This window comes from Exiguobacterium mexicanum, from assembly GCF_005960665.1.
In the GTDB taxonomy this organism is placed as follows: domain Bacteria; phylum Bacillota; class Bacilli; order Exiguobacteriales; family Exiguobacteriaceae; genus Exiguobacterium; species Exiguobacterium mexicanum_A.
In genome coordinates, this window is sequence record NZ_CP040676.1 from 1,095,939 (window position 1) to 1,111,177 (window position 15,239).

General features: G+C 54.3%; 19 protein-coding genes. 15 read left to right on the top strand and 4 right to left on the bottom strand.

All coding sequences use genetic code 11. The features are described from left to right. The first annotated feature begins 41 nt into the window (after positions 1–41). Genes FED52_RS06035 through FED52_RS06050 form a run of 4 tightly spaced genes read left to right on the top strand, consistent with a single transcriptional unit; the run spans position 42 to position 2,721 of the window. Positions 42–701, top strand: a complete 660-nt coding sequence (locus FED52_RS06035) for an amino acid ABC transporter permease (protein ID WP_138859287.1) — start codon at positions 42–44, stop codon at positions 699–701. Then, the gene (locus tag FED52_RS06040) at positions 698–1,420 is read left to right on the top strand and encodes an amino acid ABC transporter ATP-binding protein (protein WP_138859288.1); all 723 of its coding nucleotides are present in this window, start codon (positions 698–700) and stop codon (positions 1,418–1,420) included. The genes FED52_RS06035 and FED52_RS06040 overlap by 4 nt, the downstream gene beginning before the upstream one ends. 39 nt (positions 1,421–1,459) lie before the next feature. Further along, entirely contained in the window at positions 1,460–2,134 is a 675-nt protein-coding gene (locus tag FED52_RS06045) for a metal-dependent hydrolase (protein ID WP_034777938.1), read from the top strand. Next, positions 2,134–2,721, top strand: a complete 588-nt coding sequence (locus tag FED52_RS06050) for an HD domain-containing protein (RefSeq protein ID WP_138859289.1) — start codon at positions 2,134–2,136, stop codon at positions 2,719–2,721. The genes FED52_RS06045 and FED52_RS06050 overlap by 1 nt, the downstream gene beginning before the upstream one ends. Before the next feature lie 32 nt (positions 2,722–2,753). Here FED52_RS06050 and fadH read toward each other — a convergent pair whose 3' ends face one another. Together fadH and FED52_RS06060 are read right to left on the bottom strand one after the other, a co-directional pair. Beyond that, positions 2,754–3,518 carry a 2,4-dienoyl-CoA reductase gene (fadH, locus tag FED52_RS06055; protein ID WP_138859290.1) on the bottom strand — a complete coding sequence of 255 codons (765 nt, stop codon included), beginning with the start codon at positions 3,516–3,518 and terminating at the stop codon, positions 2,754–2,756. Between the two features lie 93 nt (positions 3,519–3,611). Next, positions 3,612–4,691, bottom strand: coding sequence for an N-acetylglucosaminidase (locus tag FED52_RS06060; RefSeq protein WP_240731339.1), 1,080 nt, complete (start codon positions 4,689–4,691; stop codon positions 3,612–3,614). 67 nt (positions 4,692–4,758) lie between these two features. On the opposite strand from FED52_RS06060, the gene FED52_RS06065 reads away from it, so the two are divergent. Both FED52_RS06065 and FED52_RS06070 read left to right on the top strand, forming a co-directional pair. Then, positions 4,759–5,748 carry an aromatic acid exporter family protein gene (locus FED52_RS06065; protein ID WP_138859292.1) on the top strand — a complete coding sequence of 330 codons (990 nt, stop codon included), beginning with the start codon at positions 4,759–4,761 and terminating at the stop codon, positions 5,746–5,748. Between the two features lie 179 nt (positions 5,749–5,927). Further along, on the top strand, positions 5,928–7,058 hold the full coding sequence (locus FED52_RS06070; protein ID WP_138859293.1) for a M20/M25/M40 family metallo-hydrolase: 1,131 nt from the start codon (positions 5,928–5,930) through the stop codon (positions 7,056–7,058). A gap of 44 nt (positions 7,059–7,102) precedes the next feature. Here the strand turns inward: FED52_RS06070 and FED52_RS13865 are convergent, their stop codons facing one another. Next, entirely contained in the window at positions 7,103–7,276 is a 174-nt protein-coding gene (locus FED52_RS13865; RefSeq protein ID WP_167491781.1) for a hypothetical protein, read from the bottom strand. A 75-nt stretch (positions 7,277–7,351) separates the two neighbouring features. Between FED52_RS13865 and rnz the strand changes: the two genes are divergently transcribed. The 7 genes from rnz to FED52_RS06105 all read left to right on the top strand — a co-directional run bounded on the left by rnz (position 7,352) and on the right by FED52_RS06105 (position 12,007). Beyond that, positions 7,352–8,257, top strand: coding sequence for a ribonuclease Z (gene rnz / locus FED52_RS06075; protein ID WP_138859294.1), 906 nt, complete (start codon positions 7,352–7,354; stop codon positions 8,255–8,257). A 1-nt stretch (position 8,258) separates the two neighbouring features. Beyond that, a complete protein-coding gene (locus FED52_RS06080) occupies positions 8,259–9,149 on the top strand; it encodes a hypothetical protein (RefSeq protein WP_138859295.1) in 891 nt (296 codons plus the stop codon). After that, the gene (locus FED52_RS06085; RefSeq protein ID WP_138859296.1) at positions 9,146–9,556 is read left to right on the top strand and encodes a DUF4430 domain-containing protein; all 411 of its coding nucleotides are present in this window, start codon (positions 9,146–9,148) and stop codon (positions 9,554–9,556) included. The genes FED52_RS06080 and FED52_RS06085 overlap by 4 nt, the downstream gene beginning before the upstream one ends. Then, on the top strand, positions 9,534–10,202 hold the full coding sequence (locus FED52_RS06090) for a hypothetical protein (RefSeq protein WP_138859297.1): 669 nt from the start codon (positions 9,534–9,536) through the stop codon (positions 10,200–10,202). The genes FED52_RS06085 and FED52_RS06090 overlap by 23 nt, the downstream gene beginning before the upstream one ends. Next, positions 10,171–11,133: an ATP-binding cassette domain-containing protein gene (locus tag FED52_RS06095; protein ID WP_138859298.1), complete on the top strand. Its 963-nt coding sequence runs from the start codon at positions 10,171–10,173 to the stop codon at positions 11,131–11,133. The genes FED52_RS06090 and FED52_RS06095 overlap by 32 nt, the downstream gene beginning before the upstream one ends. Then, positions 11,106–11,651 (top strand): hypothetical protein, encoded by a 546-nt coding sequence (locus FED52_RS06100; RefSeq protein ID WP_138859299.1) that lies wholly within the window; start codon positions 11,106–11,108, stop codon positions 11,649–11,651. Before FED52_RS06095 ends, FED52_RS06100 begins: the two co-directional genes overlap by 28 nt. A 95-nt stretch (positions 11,652–11,746) precedes the next feature. After that, positions 11,747–12,007: a hypothetical protein gene (locus FED52_RS06105; protein ID WP_240731319.1), complete on the top strand. Its 261-nt coding sequence runs from the start codon at positions 11,747–11,749 to the stop codon at positions 12,005–12,007. Positions 12,008–12,075: 68 nt separating this feature from the next. Here FED52_RS06105 and FED52_RS06110 read toward each other — a convergent pair whose 3' ends face one another. Then, a complete protein-coding gene (locus FED52_RS06110) occupies positions 12,076–12,870 on the bottom strand; it encodes an SDR family NAD(P)-dependent oxidoreductase (RefSeq protein ID WP_240731320.1) in 795 nt (264 codons plus the stop codon). A gap of 150 nt (positions 12,871–13,020) precedes the next feature. On the opposite strand from FED52_RS06110, the gene FED52_RS06115 reads away from it, so the two are divergent. Continuing rightward, positions 13,021–13,923 carry a peptidase U32 family protein gene (locus FED52_RS06115; protein WP_138859302.1) on the top strand — a complete coding sequence of 301 codons (903 nt, stop codon included), beginning with the start codon at positions 13,021–13,023 and terminating at the stop codon, positions 13,921–13,923. A gap of 10 nt (positions 13,924–13,933) precedes the next feature. After that, positions 13,934–15,187, top strand: a complete 1,254-nt coding sequence (locus tag FED52_RS06120) for a peptidase U32 family protein (protein WP_138859303.1) — start codon at positions 13,934–13,936, stop codon at positions 15,185–15,187. Positions 15,188–15,239 lie beyond the last annotated feature (52 nt).

A 15,239-nucleotide genomic window follows, 5' to 3' on the forward strand; every position in this document is an offset into this window, starting at 1 on the left:
GACTGAAAATATCAGTCAGCCTTTTTTAGGAGGAACTCACAATGGATTTTAGTCGGATTTATGATTCTATCCCGTATATTCTCGAAGGGATCCCGGTCATGTTTCAAGTCGTGCTCGTCTCAGCCTTGCTCGGGATCACGCTCGGGGTCGTCGTCGCCACATTCAAGATCGTCCCAAACCGTCTCATCAACTTCATCGGGCACGCCTACACGGCCGTGTTCCGCGGGACACCGCTCATCTTGCAACTCGCGATCATCCACTTCGGGTTACCGCAATTGACCGGTTATATCACGACGCCGTATCAGTCGGCCGTCATCGCCTTCTCACTCAACTCGGCGGCGTATATCTCGGAAATCATTCGGGCCGGGATTCAAGCGGTCGATAAAGGCCAGTGGGAAGCGTCGGATGCCCTCGGCGTCCCGTACGTCAAACAACTGCGGTCAATCATCTTGCCGCAGGCGTTCAAAAACATCTTGCCGGCCCTCGTCAACGAGATGATCACGCTCACGAAAGAATCGGCGCTCGTCTCGACGGTCGGTGTGCTCGACATCATGCGTCGGGCGCAAATCGTCGGTGGGCAAAAGGCGATCTACTTTGAACCGCTCCTGTTTGCCGGTGTGATATACTTTACAATAGTGATGGTGTTGACGTATCTTGGTCAACGTCTAGAAAAACGGCTTAGAAAGAGTGATGGCAGATGATACAAGTAAAGGATTTATACAAACAATTTGGTGACCTCGAGGTCCTCAAAGGCATTACGACATCGATTGAGAAAGGGGAAGTCGTCGCCGTCATCGGTCCGTCCGGTTCCGGGAAATCGACGTTCCTCCGTTGCTTGAACATGCTTGAAGTGCCGACGTCCGGCACGGTCAGCGTCGCCGGCTATGAGCTCACGAAAAAAGGGGCGAACGTCTCGAAGGCTCGTCAAAACATCGGCATGGTGTTCCAACAGTTCAACTTGTTCCCGCATATGAGCGTGCTCGACAATTTGACGTACGCGCCGATCAACGTCTTGAAAGTGAGCAAGGCCGAAGCAATCGAACGAGCTAAAAAGCTCCTCGAACGCGTCGGATTATCGGAGAAGATTGACGCTTACCCGAGCCAACTGTCGGGTGGACAGAAGCAACGGGTCGCGATCGCCCGGGCGCTCGCCATGGAGCCGAACGTCATGTTGTTCGATGAGCCGACGTCGGCGCTCGACCCAGAGATGGTCAACGAAGTGCTCGACGTCATGAAAGGACTCGCCGATTCAGGGATGACGATGGTCGTCGTCACGCACGAGATGGGCTTTGCCCGCGAAGTGGCGGACCGCGTCCTCTTTCTCGACGAAGGTATCTTGATGGAGGAAGGCAAACCGGCCGACCTGCTCCTCAACCCGCAGACCGACCGCGCAAAACGCTTCTTAGAAAAAGTATTATAAGTGAAAGATTCCATCTGATAACAGAAAGGGAGGATTTCTATGAAGATCACCTACTATGGCCATGCGACCGTACAACTCGATATCGACGGGACATCCGTCTTGATCGACCCGTTCTTGACGAGCAACCCGCATACGGACGTCGACCCGGCGAGCGTCAAAGCAGACTATATCCTGCTCACCCACGCTCATTTCGACCATATCGAAGACGTGGAACTGATCGCGAAACAGACGGGCGCGACAATCGTCGCGACGCACGAACTGGCGACATATTATGAGAAAAAAGGCTATTCGGTCCACGGGATGAACATCGGGGGCGGCCATTCGTTTTCGTTCGGTCGCGTCACGATGACGCAGGCTTTCCATAGCTCGAGTCTTGATATGGGGGACGTCCCGATCTACATGGGTATGCCGGGCGGGTTCATCATCGAGACAGAGGCGCTCACGGTGTATCACGCCGGGGACACGGCCCTGTTCTCGGACATGAAACTGTACGGGGAGCGGTTCGATATCGACGTCGCGTTCCTCCCGATCGGTGACAACTTCACGATGGGACCGGTCGACGCACTCGATGCGGCGCACTGGCTCCAAGCGAAACGGGTCGTACCGATTCACTTCGACACGTTCCCACCCATCAAACAAGACGCACAGGCTTTCTGCGATCAATTGCATCAACGCGGCCTCTTGATCGAGCCGAACACGACGATCGAGATTTGATGAGTCATCCAGCGGTGCTCGAGACCGAACGGTACGTGACAAAGCTCCATGCCGGAGACCATACCGGGCATGACATGACTCATCTCGACCGCGTCCGCCGTTTGGCGATGCATCTCGCGGAAGGCGAGGTGGTCGATGGTCTCGCCTTGACGCTCGCGGCGCTCTTGCACGACGTCGAGGATGAGAAGCTCGGTCGCGAGGCGGGGCTCGTCGCGCGTCACTTGGACACGTTAGCGCTCGACCCGAATCGACGGGCGCACGTCCTGACGATCATCGGCGAGACATCGTTCTCGAAACATAGAAGTCCATCGACGTTGGAAAGTGCCATCCTGCAAGATGCGGATCGACTCGACGCGATTGGGGCGATCGGCATCGCCCGCACGTTCCAATTCGCGGGGTCACGCGGAACGGCTTTATATGACCCGAACGATGCGACAAGTGCGGTCGCCCACTTCGATGATAAGTTGCTCCGGCTCGCGGATGGGATGCATACGGAACGGGCACGACAGATTGCTCGGGAACGCCACGCATTCATGGTCTCATTTTTGGACAGGTTCGAAGCGGAATGGACGGGACAAGACATATGAAACGGCCGAGGAATCTCCTCGGCCGTTTTAGGTTAGAACGGATGTTTATTGAGCCAATGGCCGCCGTCGAGCGAGATACATTCTCCGTTCAAATAGCGCATCTCGTCCGACGCCATCCAATAGGTGAGGTCGGCAATCTCTTCGGGTGTGCCGAACCGTCCGAGCGGCACGTTACGACGGATGCGCTCGACTTCTTTGACGTGGACGGCGAGTTTGTCGGCACCACCGGTCCGCTCGATTGGGCCCGGGCTGATCGCGTTCACGCGTGCCCCGAACTGATACCCCCATTCGACGGCGAGCGTCCGCGTCAAATTGAGCACCCCGGCCTTAGCGGCGGCGCTCGGGGCGACACCGGCGCCCGCTTGCCAGGCGTAGGAGGCGACCATGTTGATGATGGAGCCGTCCCGCAGTTGCTCCCGTTCCCAATGTTTGCCGAGGACGTGGGTACAATTGAACGTCCCGTTCAAGACGATGTCGATGACGCTCGTCCAGCCGTTCGGCGTCAAGTCGAGCGTCGGACAGACGAAGTTGCCGGCTGCGTTATTGACGAGCGCATGCACCGGTCCGAACCGTTGGCTGATTTGATCGAGTGCTTGTGAACACGCCTCGTAGTCACGCACATCGTGTTGCACGGCCATCGCTGCTCCGGCCCCGATGGCCTCCAGTTCGCCCATCGCTTCTTGTAGCCGCTCTTCGTTGCGGCCGCTGATGGCGACGTTCCAACCCTCGGTTTTGAATTTTAGCGCCATCGCCTTGCCCATCCCCGATGAGCCACCTGTGATCCAAATCGTTTTCATACAAATCCCCCTTTGGAATGAATGGTCGTTCATTTAGGTATTCGCTCAGCGAAGGGGGGATTCCTGCAAAAAAAATGACGGCCGCCGTGGCCGTCATTTTAGCTGTTTGAAATAGGTTAATCCGAGTTCACGATCGATGCGATACATCGTCCCGGCGACTTTCTCGCCCCAATATGGGTCCGAGGCGTAAAAGACGTTGACGCCTTCTTGTTTATTGCCCGGAAACGGACCGCGGTCGTAATCTCCGGTCACGTACTTCTCGGCGAATAAACGAGCCGCCGCATCGATGCTCGCCTCGACGGATGGATAAGAGGCCGCATTTCCGCTCGGATCGTTGTCGGTCGCTTGGAATCCGAACAAGTTATTTTTTTCACGGGCGATGGCAGACGTACCGAAACCGGACTCGTGTCCGGCTACAGCCATGAGGAACAAGGCGTTGATGCCGAATTCGGCCTCGGCGTCCTTGAAGGCGTCGCCTTTCCCAGCGAGCGGGCTATCGTCGAGTGATTCGAGGAATGCGTCGAGCTCGCGAGCCGAATACGGTGCCTTCGACGCGATTGAAGCGAATTGGTAGGGCGAATCGAACACGTCGCGTACGTCCTCCGTGTAATATCGGTCGGACGACTGTTGCGGTGCCGGTCCGACGAGAAACGTCCCGGCCAAATTGCCGTTCGCCTCGACGGTATGGAACACTTGTCCGTCCTGTATCTGATAGAAGCCGCGCCGCTCGACGACAGCGTCCGGGTAAAGCGTCATGTCGGCCGGCTTCACGTAGACATCGGCCCCAGAGATATTTACCAACAAATGCTTGTCGCCCGTTTGTATGAGACGGAGACGTGTTCCACCGGCGACATAGGACTGCCGTTTCTTAAACTCGGCGTCCTGATATAGGTTTGTGATTCGGTCGGTCGGGGTGACCGCGATTCCAGTACCCGTGAAATCGATGACGTCTCCCGACGCATCGAGTAGGGCGCGATTGCCCCCGCGTTCCATGTAGGCGCGCGCCTCATCGAGCGACTCGAACGCCCGGGTCGAGACGTCCCCGTTGTCATAGGTCTGAACGGTATACGACCCGCTCGGACGATCTTGGAGCCAAAGGAAACCGGATATGGCGAGAGCGAGCGTGAGAATCGTCGGGATCACGCCGCGTTTCTTTCTTTTCAATACGATCACTTCCAAACATATGGATTGCCAAACGGAAGAAACTAGTGAACAATTTTGTGAGAGAGGAGGAGATATTATGAAAATCGGATCACGTACGCTCAAGACGGCGGCAGCCGCCGGGATTGCCATGCTCATCTCGGAGACGATTCATCTCGACTATTACGTCTTCGCGGCCATCATCGCCATCCTCAGTATTCAGGAGACGCGGAAAAAGTCGTTTCGGGCCTCCTATGAACGGGTCATGGCCAGCTTGATTGCCATCGGCATGGGTGCGTTGATGTTCACCTTGCTCGGCTATTCGCCAGCGACGCTCACACTTTATTTTGTCATGTTCATCCCGCTCGTACAACAGCTCAAACTGCAAGATGGCATGATCACAAGTGTCGTCATCCTGACCCATCTGTATACGGAAGGACAGTTCTCACTCGATTTGTTCGTGAACGAATTGTTGTTGATCGCCATCGGGGTCGGGGTCGGGCTCGTCGTCAACATGTATATGCCGACGCTCGATAAAGAGATCGAACGCATCAAGGACAATATCGACCGGGCGCTCGCCGTACATTTTTATGATGTGGCCGCATGTGTCGAGACCGGCGTCTATAACGACCATTCGATGATGCTGTTGAAGACACGCGATTATTTGAAGCAAGGAAAAGATCTTGCGCTCCGCCGGATGGGGAATTCGATCGGGAAGCGGAACGAGGACATGGATTACTTGTACTTCCGAATGCGGGAGCGGCAATATGACATCTTGAAACGCATCGCCGAGAACTCACGGGAAATCACACTCGTCGTCAATGAAGCCAAACCGGTCGCGACGTTCCTTCGACTCGTCGGCGACAACGTCAACCAACAAGCCGACGCCTCGACGTTTTTGCGGGAGCTCGAGGAGACGATTGAGCATTATCGAAAAAACGTACCCCTCCCCACGACACGTGAGGAATTTGAGGTACGTTCATCGTTGCTCAATATTTTGTCTGATGTGAAGAGCTACTTGATTTTGAAAGAGCGCTATATCCTATTGTTACAGGAACATGGCCATCCCCGACAAAAACGTGCTCAATAAAAAGATGGATACGATGACGACGACACCGATTTGAATGATGCGTTGTCGCTTTTTCTGTTTCTTACTCATGACGTTCCTCCAAATGTGTTTGTCCTCATTGTACAGAATGGAAAAGGTTCGTGCAAACGGCACGAGTTTGTTATAATAACCTAGAAATGTTTGGATGGAGGGATGTTTTCATGGTAAACGAGAAACGGGTGCTTGACACATTTTTACATTTGGTCGGCATCGATTCGGAGACGAAAGAAGAGGCAGTCATCTGTGAGCATTTAAAGGCGGTCTTCACTGAGCTCGGATGTGACGTCTACGAGGACGACGCATCGACGAAAACGGCTCATTCAGGTAACAACCTCATCATCACGCTACCTGCTACGAAACAAGGCGTCGACCCGATTTATTTCACGGCGCATATGGATACGGTCACACCAGGTAAAGCGATCAAGACGAGTATTCAAGATGGCTACGTCGTGACGGATGGGACGACCATCCTCGGCGCTGATGATAAAACTGGTTTGACGGCGATGATTGAGCTGGTCCGTGTTTTGACGGAACAAGCGATTCCGCACGGTCAAATCCAATTCGTCATCACGGTCGGCGAAGAGTCAGGTCTCGTCGGGGCGAAAGTACTCGACTTGTCGAAAATTGATGCGAAGTTCGGTTTCGCGCTCGACTCGGACGGCCCGGTCGGCGATATCATCGTCGCTGCCCCGACACAAGCGAAAGTGAACGCTAGAATTTACGGTAAGACGGCGCATGCCGGTGTCGCGCCTGAGAAAGGGGTCTCGGCCATTCAAATCGCGGCGAAAGCGATCGCGAAGATGAAGCTTGGACGAATCGATGACGAGACGACAGCGAATATCGGACGGTTCGAAGGCGGACGTGCCACGAACATCGTCTGCGATTACGTCGAGGTGCTCGCCGAAGCGCGCTCGCTCATCCACGAGAAGATGGAAGCCCAAGCCGAGTCGATGAAACAAGCTTACGTCGAGGCGGCAGCGGCACATGGTGGCCGAGCCGAAGTCGACATCGACATCATGTACCCGGGCTTCAAGTTCGAAGAAGGCGACGAAGTCGTCGAAGTCGCGAAAGCGGCGGCAGCGGCCATCGGACGCCCGACACGAATCTTACATTCAGGTGGAGGGTCAGATGCGAACGTCATCGCTGGGGGCGGGATTCCGACCGTTAACCTCGCTGTCGGTTATGAAGAGATTCATACGACGAACGAGCGCATGCCGCTCGTCGAGCTATACAAGTTGGTTGAATATGTCGTTCAAATTGTCGAGCACGTCGCGACACCGAAAACGAAGTGAAAAAGAGCCGACGCGATGTCGGCTCTTCCTATGTGTTCGAGTGATTATGCGGCGAATTCCAATGATTCCAAGACGAGTTCGTCTGAACAGTGAAGTTCCATCGCTATGTCGTGAATGTGGATTGAGGTGCCTAGTTCTTGTTGGTGTTTGCGATTCATTGAAGTCGCCCGTTCCCGGATCAGTTCATAGATCGAGTCGGAATGTTCAACTTTATTCATCACGGATCACATCCTTTATCAACGATTGCCTACAGTATAGCATGGAATGCACTAGAAGAAAGGACAAAATTATTTATGAAGTTACAATTTTTAGGAACTGGCTCCGGCATGCCCTCGAAACAACGGAACGTTTCCGGTCTGGCGCTCACGCTTTCGAAACAGACGTGGCTCATCGATTGCGGTGAAGCGACCCAGCACCAAATGCTTCATACGAAAGTCAAACCGCGTAAAGTCTCGGCCGTCTGGGTGACCCACCTCCACGGTGACCACGTGTTCGGCCTGCCCGGTTTCTTGTCGACGCGTTCAGCGCTCGATGGGTCAAGCCCGCTCACGCTTTACGGACCGAAAGGCATCAAGAAGTGGCTCGAGTTGACGATGAAAGTGACTGGGTCGTATCTCGGTTATGACTTGTCGATCGTCGAATATGAGGACGGCGATACGTTCGAACAGGACGGTCATCTCGTCACGGTCAAACGATTGGACCATCGTTTTCCGTCGTACGGATTCCGGATCGAGGCACCCGAAAAGCCCGGTGCGCTTCTCGTCGATAAAGTGAAGGCGCTCGGGATTCCGAGCGGACCGATCTATCGGACGATCAAGCAAGAGGAGACGTTCGAGTTTGAAGGAGAAACCTATCTCTCTAAAGAATACGTCACTGACGCGGTCCGTGGACCAATCGTGGCGATTCTGGGGGATACGATTCCTTGTCCGAACGCGGTCGTCCTCGCCGAAGGCGTCGATGTGCTCGTCCACGAGGCGACGTTCATGGACGAAGAGGCAAAGCTCGCCCGTCAATATGGTCACTCGACGACGGTCGAGGCGGCGACGCTCGCGAAGACGGTTCAAGCCGGACGCTTGATTGTCACCCATATCTCGGCCCGCTATCAAGGTCGGGATGATGAATTTTTAGACGAAGTCCGAGCCGTCTTCAAAGACAGTTTTGTCGCCAGCGACTTCTTCGAGTTTACAGTGGGGGATTAACGTGACAGTACAACTATACGTATGGCTTGGATTTTTTGTCATCAGTACGTTGCTAGGTTTACGCTTGAATCAACTGAAAGAACCCGAACCGAACTTTTTCTTTAAATTTTTATTTTTCTCTTTGCTCGGAATCGTGTCGTTCCCGATTGGCGGGTTCCATATCCCCATCGGTTTTCTCATGTCATTCTTGTTTTTTCCGAAACGAAATAGCCGCTATAAATGGTACGGTGCGCTCGTCGGCTTCTTTTTCTTCATCGTCTTGTTGTTCGTCCCGTTGTTTGATCAATCTGAGTTCCGGGCCGAGTCGCAACAAATCGGGGCGGTGTCGATTCAAGACGAGACATTTGACCGGATGACGGACAATATCTTACGTCGCATCAATAGTGACTCGATTAAACTCGACCGAAGCAAGATGGTGTTCACCGAGGACGGGGAACTCCGCTCGCTCGAATATTTGCTCATGGTCGAGCGCTCGAACTCGTTTCAACAGATTCGAATCAACTATGACGAGTCCGGTGAGTTGTCGTATCGCCAAGTCGACGAGCTGAACATGGACTCGGGAAGTGCGTTTTTCGAGAAGCTCGTCGACTTTGAACATATGCTCGATGCCGTACGCGACACGCCTTGGTCTGAATTTGCGGACCGAGTCGACGCGCCGCTTCTCCAGTTCTCGTTTGACGGCCTGTACGACATGTACACGTTCGAGAACGAGTCGATGCTCATGATCAATCGTGATCGCAGGCTCGTCAAGTTCTGGTTGCAACGAGAACCTGTGCTCGCCAACAGCATCCAATTGTCTGGGCTCAGTCAAGAAGGCCGGACGACTGGTGAAAAATATACGATTCTATACAATTATTCTATCCATCAACGAGAGGATTTGACCGACCAATGAAAAAACTGCTCCTGATGAGTTTACTCGTCCCACTTTTGACCGCATGCGGCGGGGAAGAAACGACGAACGGAGATGCGGCCTGTGACGTCGAACCGACGATTTCCGTTTATGATGCTGCGACCGAGGAGACGTTGTTCCATGAGAAGAGCGTCTGTTTAGAGGACGGGGCGACAGTGCTCGATGCCCTTGAAGCGACTGAACTCGACATCGAATCGGTCGGTAGCGGGGAGATGACGTACGTGACGGCGATCGACGGCATTCAAGAGAAGTCGGCCGGTCAATCGTCGGGCTGGGTCTACGCCTTTAATGGAAGCCCGGGCGACGAAGGCGCTGGGGCCAAAGAAGTCGAATCGACCGATATTATTCAATGGCGTTTCGAAGAAGATGCGATTTCTTTCTTCGAATAAGGCAGATTGGGAGCGCAGACATCCGGTCACGCTCCTTTTCTTCTTAGTGGCCCATCTGTTCATCCTGACTTATTTAAATGACTCGGTCTGGTTCCTTCTTGGACTTGTCGGCCTGTTGCTCCTCGAACGACGGTTTCCGCTGGCGATGCTCGGTGTTTTGGCCGCGTTCATGCTGATCTCGTTTGCACCGATTGTTTTTGGGTGGAACGTCTCTCTCATGGGCATCACGAATCAATTGATTCCATTAGCCACATTTTTGTTCGGTATGATCTGGGTGAACCGGTTCATGCGACTCGAACGATTGCTTCCGTTCTTGAACAGATGGCCGCGTTCGACCCGGTTGCTCTATGGGGGATGGGCCCTCGTCCCGTCGATGGAGCGGGCGGTGCGATTATCCATTGCGAGCCATCCGAGGCGCGAGTGGCAAGAGGCGATCGTGGTCGGTATCGACAGTCAACGCCTTGAACCGGTGTACGTGACGAATCGAATGCGACGTTTCGAACGGCATGACACCGTCCAATGCCTCGTCTTGCTCGGTTTCGTGGCGATCGCCTCGATGGGAGTGCCGGTCGTGTGGTTACTGTATCCATATTTGACGAAAGGAGGGTTGCGCGATGCGTTGGTTATCCTTGACAGACGGACATGATGAATTCGATGAGTGGGTGAGGGAAGAACGAGCGCGAGTCATCCGCCTTGATACCCCGCTTGCCGGGAAGGTTTCATCGCTCATTTCTGGGAGTGACGCCCTGCGAGGAGCCGAACTGGCTGCCATTCTTCAAATCGATCATCTATTTCATAAGCGATTCGATGAGTGCTCAAGTGGAGAACGGCAACTCGTCCACATCGCTCACGCCCTCGCCGATTCAGCCGAGGCGCTCGTCTTGATTGAGCCGTTTCGACATTTAGATCGGTTTCGGGTCGAGCATTTAACGATGTTGCTCAGCAGGCTGACCGGGCTCGGCGTTCGGATTGCTTACACGGATAGGGCGCGCGAACATAGTCCGTCCGGCGCGTTTCACGTCAATCCGACCATGAATCAGCCTCAACTTGTCGTCACGGACGTGTCCTATCGCCACCCGTTACAGGCGTCCTATGCGGTCGAGCATGTGTCTTACGAAATGAAGGGGCCGGGTCTGACCGTCTGTATCGGTACGAATGGTAGCGGGAAGTCGACGTTGCTCGAATTGATTGCCAAAAGCGTGCGTCCGTTGTATGGGAAGGTCAAATGGACCGAGCGGCCGGTTTATTTACCGGCCGAGCAAGAGTTTGGTCCGTTCCTGCATACGACGAATCGTCGTCTCGCTCAACTGCAAGCCATATTCGATTCTGAGGCATCTCTGTTCTTGTTGGACGAGCCAAGCGTGGGCTTGACCGAGCAAGAGCGCTCTCAGTTTGAACGGGCGTTAATCGAGAAAGCCGGGACGGCGCACATCATGTGTGCCACCCATGACGAGCAACTGATTGAGGCGGCAGACCGCATCATTTGCCTGTCGAACGGGATGCTCGTCTTTGATGGGGATCGCAGCGACTATATGAAACGGAGTGCGCTATGGTCACATATGTCCTCATCCTCTTGATTGCAGCGGGGGTCATGTCGAGGTTCGAACGGAGTGACGCCCCGATTGCCGTCTTGACGCAAATTCTCGCTCTCGCGGTCATCGGACGTTGGCTGTTCGTGGCCATCCCGAATGTCCAACCTTCGACAGCGCTGCTCATGCTGACGACCCTTTATTTTGGATTCACGAGTGGGGCCATGTTGGCATTGTTCGTTCCGATTTTATCAGGTCTGTTGCTCGGGGTCGGCCCGTTCATTCTGTTTCAATTTTTAGGGTGGCTCCTTGTCGTCGTCGTCGTCTCGTTCTTGAAGCCATTGCTCCGTCGCTCCCGGTTGTTCCTTGCCGCCGTCGGTCTCGGGGCCGGCTTTTTATTCGGATGGACGGCCAACCTGTCCTTCGCCGAGGTGATCGGGATCGACTTCGTCAAATTGCTCGTGCTCAGTTTGCCGTTCGATATGGCCCATGGCATCGGGAATGCCATCTTTCTCGTCTTATTGCACGATCTGTTCGTTCGCATATTTGTACGAGAAGACGGGTAACAAGTAGATATCACACCGAGTGAGGTGACGCGTGCATGAGCGGATACGTCAATCTAGTTGAAATCGGTTGGTTTCTTTTCATTGGACTGTTGTTTATGGGACTCAATTTATTGTTGATGTCTCGTCGTCTCATTCGAACGCGCTATGGGATGCTCAGTATTCTCGGCGCGAGTGTATGGCCTGCACTAATGATCGTCCTGTCTGTACAAGGGGGACGCGTCCTTGACGGACTGGCCGAGCGAGCGGTCACGCTCGAGAGCGTGTTGGCCTGGGCAGTCATCGTGGCGACGGCTCTGATGGTGTGTATTCCGGGTGTTGCACTGATTCGGCGCATGGTGCAGTTGGCTCGACATTGAACAATCACTATACGTAAAAGGAGGAGGTCCCACAACGGGAACCTCCTCCTTTTTATTGATTATGATTGTCAGGTCGTCGGCACATCTTCCATTCCGGCATCTGACGGTTTTTGGAACCGGCGCAAGATCTCGAGGCTGACCGCCCTAGGCATGAGTTTGGCCGCGGCCACGAGCAACTGGTTCGAGACGCCGGGAACGACCACGCGTTTGTTGTTCATGACGCCTTTATAGCCGAAGAAGGCGACGAGGTGGGACGGCATTTTCGACACCATCATTTCGCTGCCGGCACGATTGAAGAAACCGGTATCGGTCGGTCCCGGGCACAGGACGCTCACGTTCACACCTGTTCCTTTCACTTCGGCATGGAGCGCCTCGGTGAGTGACAACACGTACGCTTTCGTCGCATAATAGACCGCCATGTAAGGGCCAGGTTGGAAGGCGGCGACTGAGGCGACATTTAAGACATAACCATGATTTCGCTCGACCATGCCAGGTAAGTAGGCTTTCGTCAGTTCGGTCAAGGCGTTGACGTTCAAGCGGACCTCTTCGGCCTCGGTCTCGGCGTCGAGGTCGATGAACTCGCCGGCCGTCCCGAAACCGGCGTTGTTGATTAAAAAGTCGACCGTCAGTCCGGCGTCTTCAATCGCGTTTGTCAGTCGTTTTGCGGCCTGATGTTCAGACAAGTCGAGGGCGAATACGTGCACGTGGACACGGTACCGCTTCTCAAGTACTTTTTTCAATTCGTGCAAACGGGGCTCGTTGCGAGACACGAGGATACAGTCAAACCCGTCCCGGGCCGCTAAAACGGCAAGATCGAGGCCAATTCCGGTCGAGGCTCCAGTAATTAAGGCGGTTTTTGTCAAAATCGTCCACTCCTTCGATGTAAAAAGTCATACATTGTTACTGATTTCTTCACGAGTTGTTAAATTCCTGCACGGCCACCACATCAAAACGTGTGCTAGAGTATAGCAAGAATATGTGATTAGACTCACAAAGTGAGGAGAAGAAAGCAAATGATGATTCAGCTAGTGACTACGGCACAAAGCGTCGAGCAAGCAGAGGCGCTAATCATGGCGGGCTCCGACCGCATCTATATCGGAGATTCAAAATACGGGTTACGCCACAAAGGTGACTGGTCACTTCCGGCTGTGCGAGAAGTCACAGCAGTAGCCCACCGATACGGCAAAGAAGTGACGGTCGCTGTCAATAACTTGATGCATAACGAGCAGATCGAGACGCTCCCTGAATATTTGCAGGAACTCAAAGCGATCGGAATCGACAGTGTGACGGCAGGCGACCCTGGCGCCATCCGTCTGATCCGTAATGCCAATATCCCCTATTGGTATGATGCTCAAACGCTCGTCACGTCGGCGAGACACATTCAGTTTTGGGGGAAGCGTGACGCCATCGGGGCGATCACAGCCCGTGAACTGACGTTGACCGAACTCGGGATGATCCAACAACAGATCGGTTTGCCGGTCGAAGTGCAAGTGTATGGCCCGACGTGCATCCATCATTCGAAACGTCCGCTCTTGACGAACTACTTCAACGAGATCGGCCGGTCGAACACATTGGCAGAAGCACGAGAGTATTATGTGAGCGAACCGTCGGATGCGGACAGTCGCTACCCCGTCTATCAAGACGACAACGGTACACACGTCTTCTCTGAAGATTTGACACTCATGGGACAATTGCCCACGCTCTTGAAGGGCGGGTTGCACACGTGGAAACTCGAAGGCTGGCATGCGGGCGATGCGTTCGTCGACATCGTCCGTCTGTTCGATAAAGCCCGGTCGGATCTATTGAACGGGCGGTTCGACCGTCATGGCATGGAACGGCGTCTCGCCGAACTCCAACCTGAACAATTCCGGCTCGGGACCGGACTGTTGTTACGAAATCCAGAAGAGATCAAGTGAGGGAACCGAGATGAAAAAACGTCCAGAACTATTAGCACCAGCTGGGAACTTAGAAAAATTGAAGATGGCGATTTTGTACGGGGCCGATGCGGTCTTTATCGGGGGGCAACAGTTCGGGCTCCGTTCCCGGGCGGGTAACTTCGGTTATGAAGAGATGGCCGAAGGAGTCGCGTTCGCCCATGCTCGTGGCGCAAAAGTGTATGTCGCGGCCAACATGGTGACGCATGAAGGGGATATCGACGGTGCTGGCGAGTTCTTTTGCAAGCTTCGCGATATCGGCATCGATGCCGTCATCGTGTCCGATCCGGCCATGATCGAGGTGTGCCTCACGGATGCACCGGGACTTCCGGTCCACTTGTCGACGCAGGCGTCAGCAACAAATTACGAGACACTCCGTTTCTGGCAAGAGGAAGGATTGGAGCGAATCGTCCTCGCCCGCGAAGTTTCGATGGAGGAAATCAAAGAAATGAAACGGCAAGTCGATGTCGAAATCGAGACGTTCATCCATGGGGCGATGTGCATCTCGTACTCGGGGCGTTGCACGTTATCAAATCATATGGCGCTCCGCGATGCGAACCGGGGTGGCTGTGCCCAATCTTGTCGTTGGAAATATGGTTTCTTCGAGGCGGACGAGCTGTTGACCGACGAGATGGCGGCACGCGACGAGGAACCGTTCTCGATGAGCTCGGTCGATTTGGCGATGGTACGCCACATCCCGGACTTGGTCGATGCTGGCGTCGACAGCTTGAAAATTGAGGGACGGATGAAATCGATTCACTATGTGGCAACCGTCTGTAACGTCTACCGTCAAGTCATCGACGCCTACTGCGCCGATCCTGAAGGGTTCGAGTTCGACCCGGCGTGGGAAGAAGAAATTTGGAAAGCGGCACAACGAGAACTCGCGACCGGATTCTATTACGGCGTCCCGACCGAGAACGAGCAACTGTTCGGCAAGCCGCGCGCCATCCCGCAATATGCATTTGCGGCACGCGTCATCTCCTATGATCCGACGACACAAATGGCAACACTCGAGCAGCGGAACCATTTCCGACGCGGAGAAGAAGTCGAGTTCTTCGGCCCCGGCTTCGTCCGTTTCTCCCAGCGAATCGATGAGCTGTACGATGAGTCGGGAGAAAGACTTGAGACGGCGAACCAGGCGATGATGACGGTGCGCGTCAAAGTCGAGCAGCCGGTCGTGACCGATTTCATTATGCGCAAACGAAAAGCCGGCGTCGTGAGCCCTCCAGTGCCGAGCCCGGTCTGACACATCCGGTAAGACAACATAGTCGACCGTTCCATCCAATCTTGCTACCCTA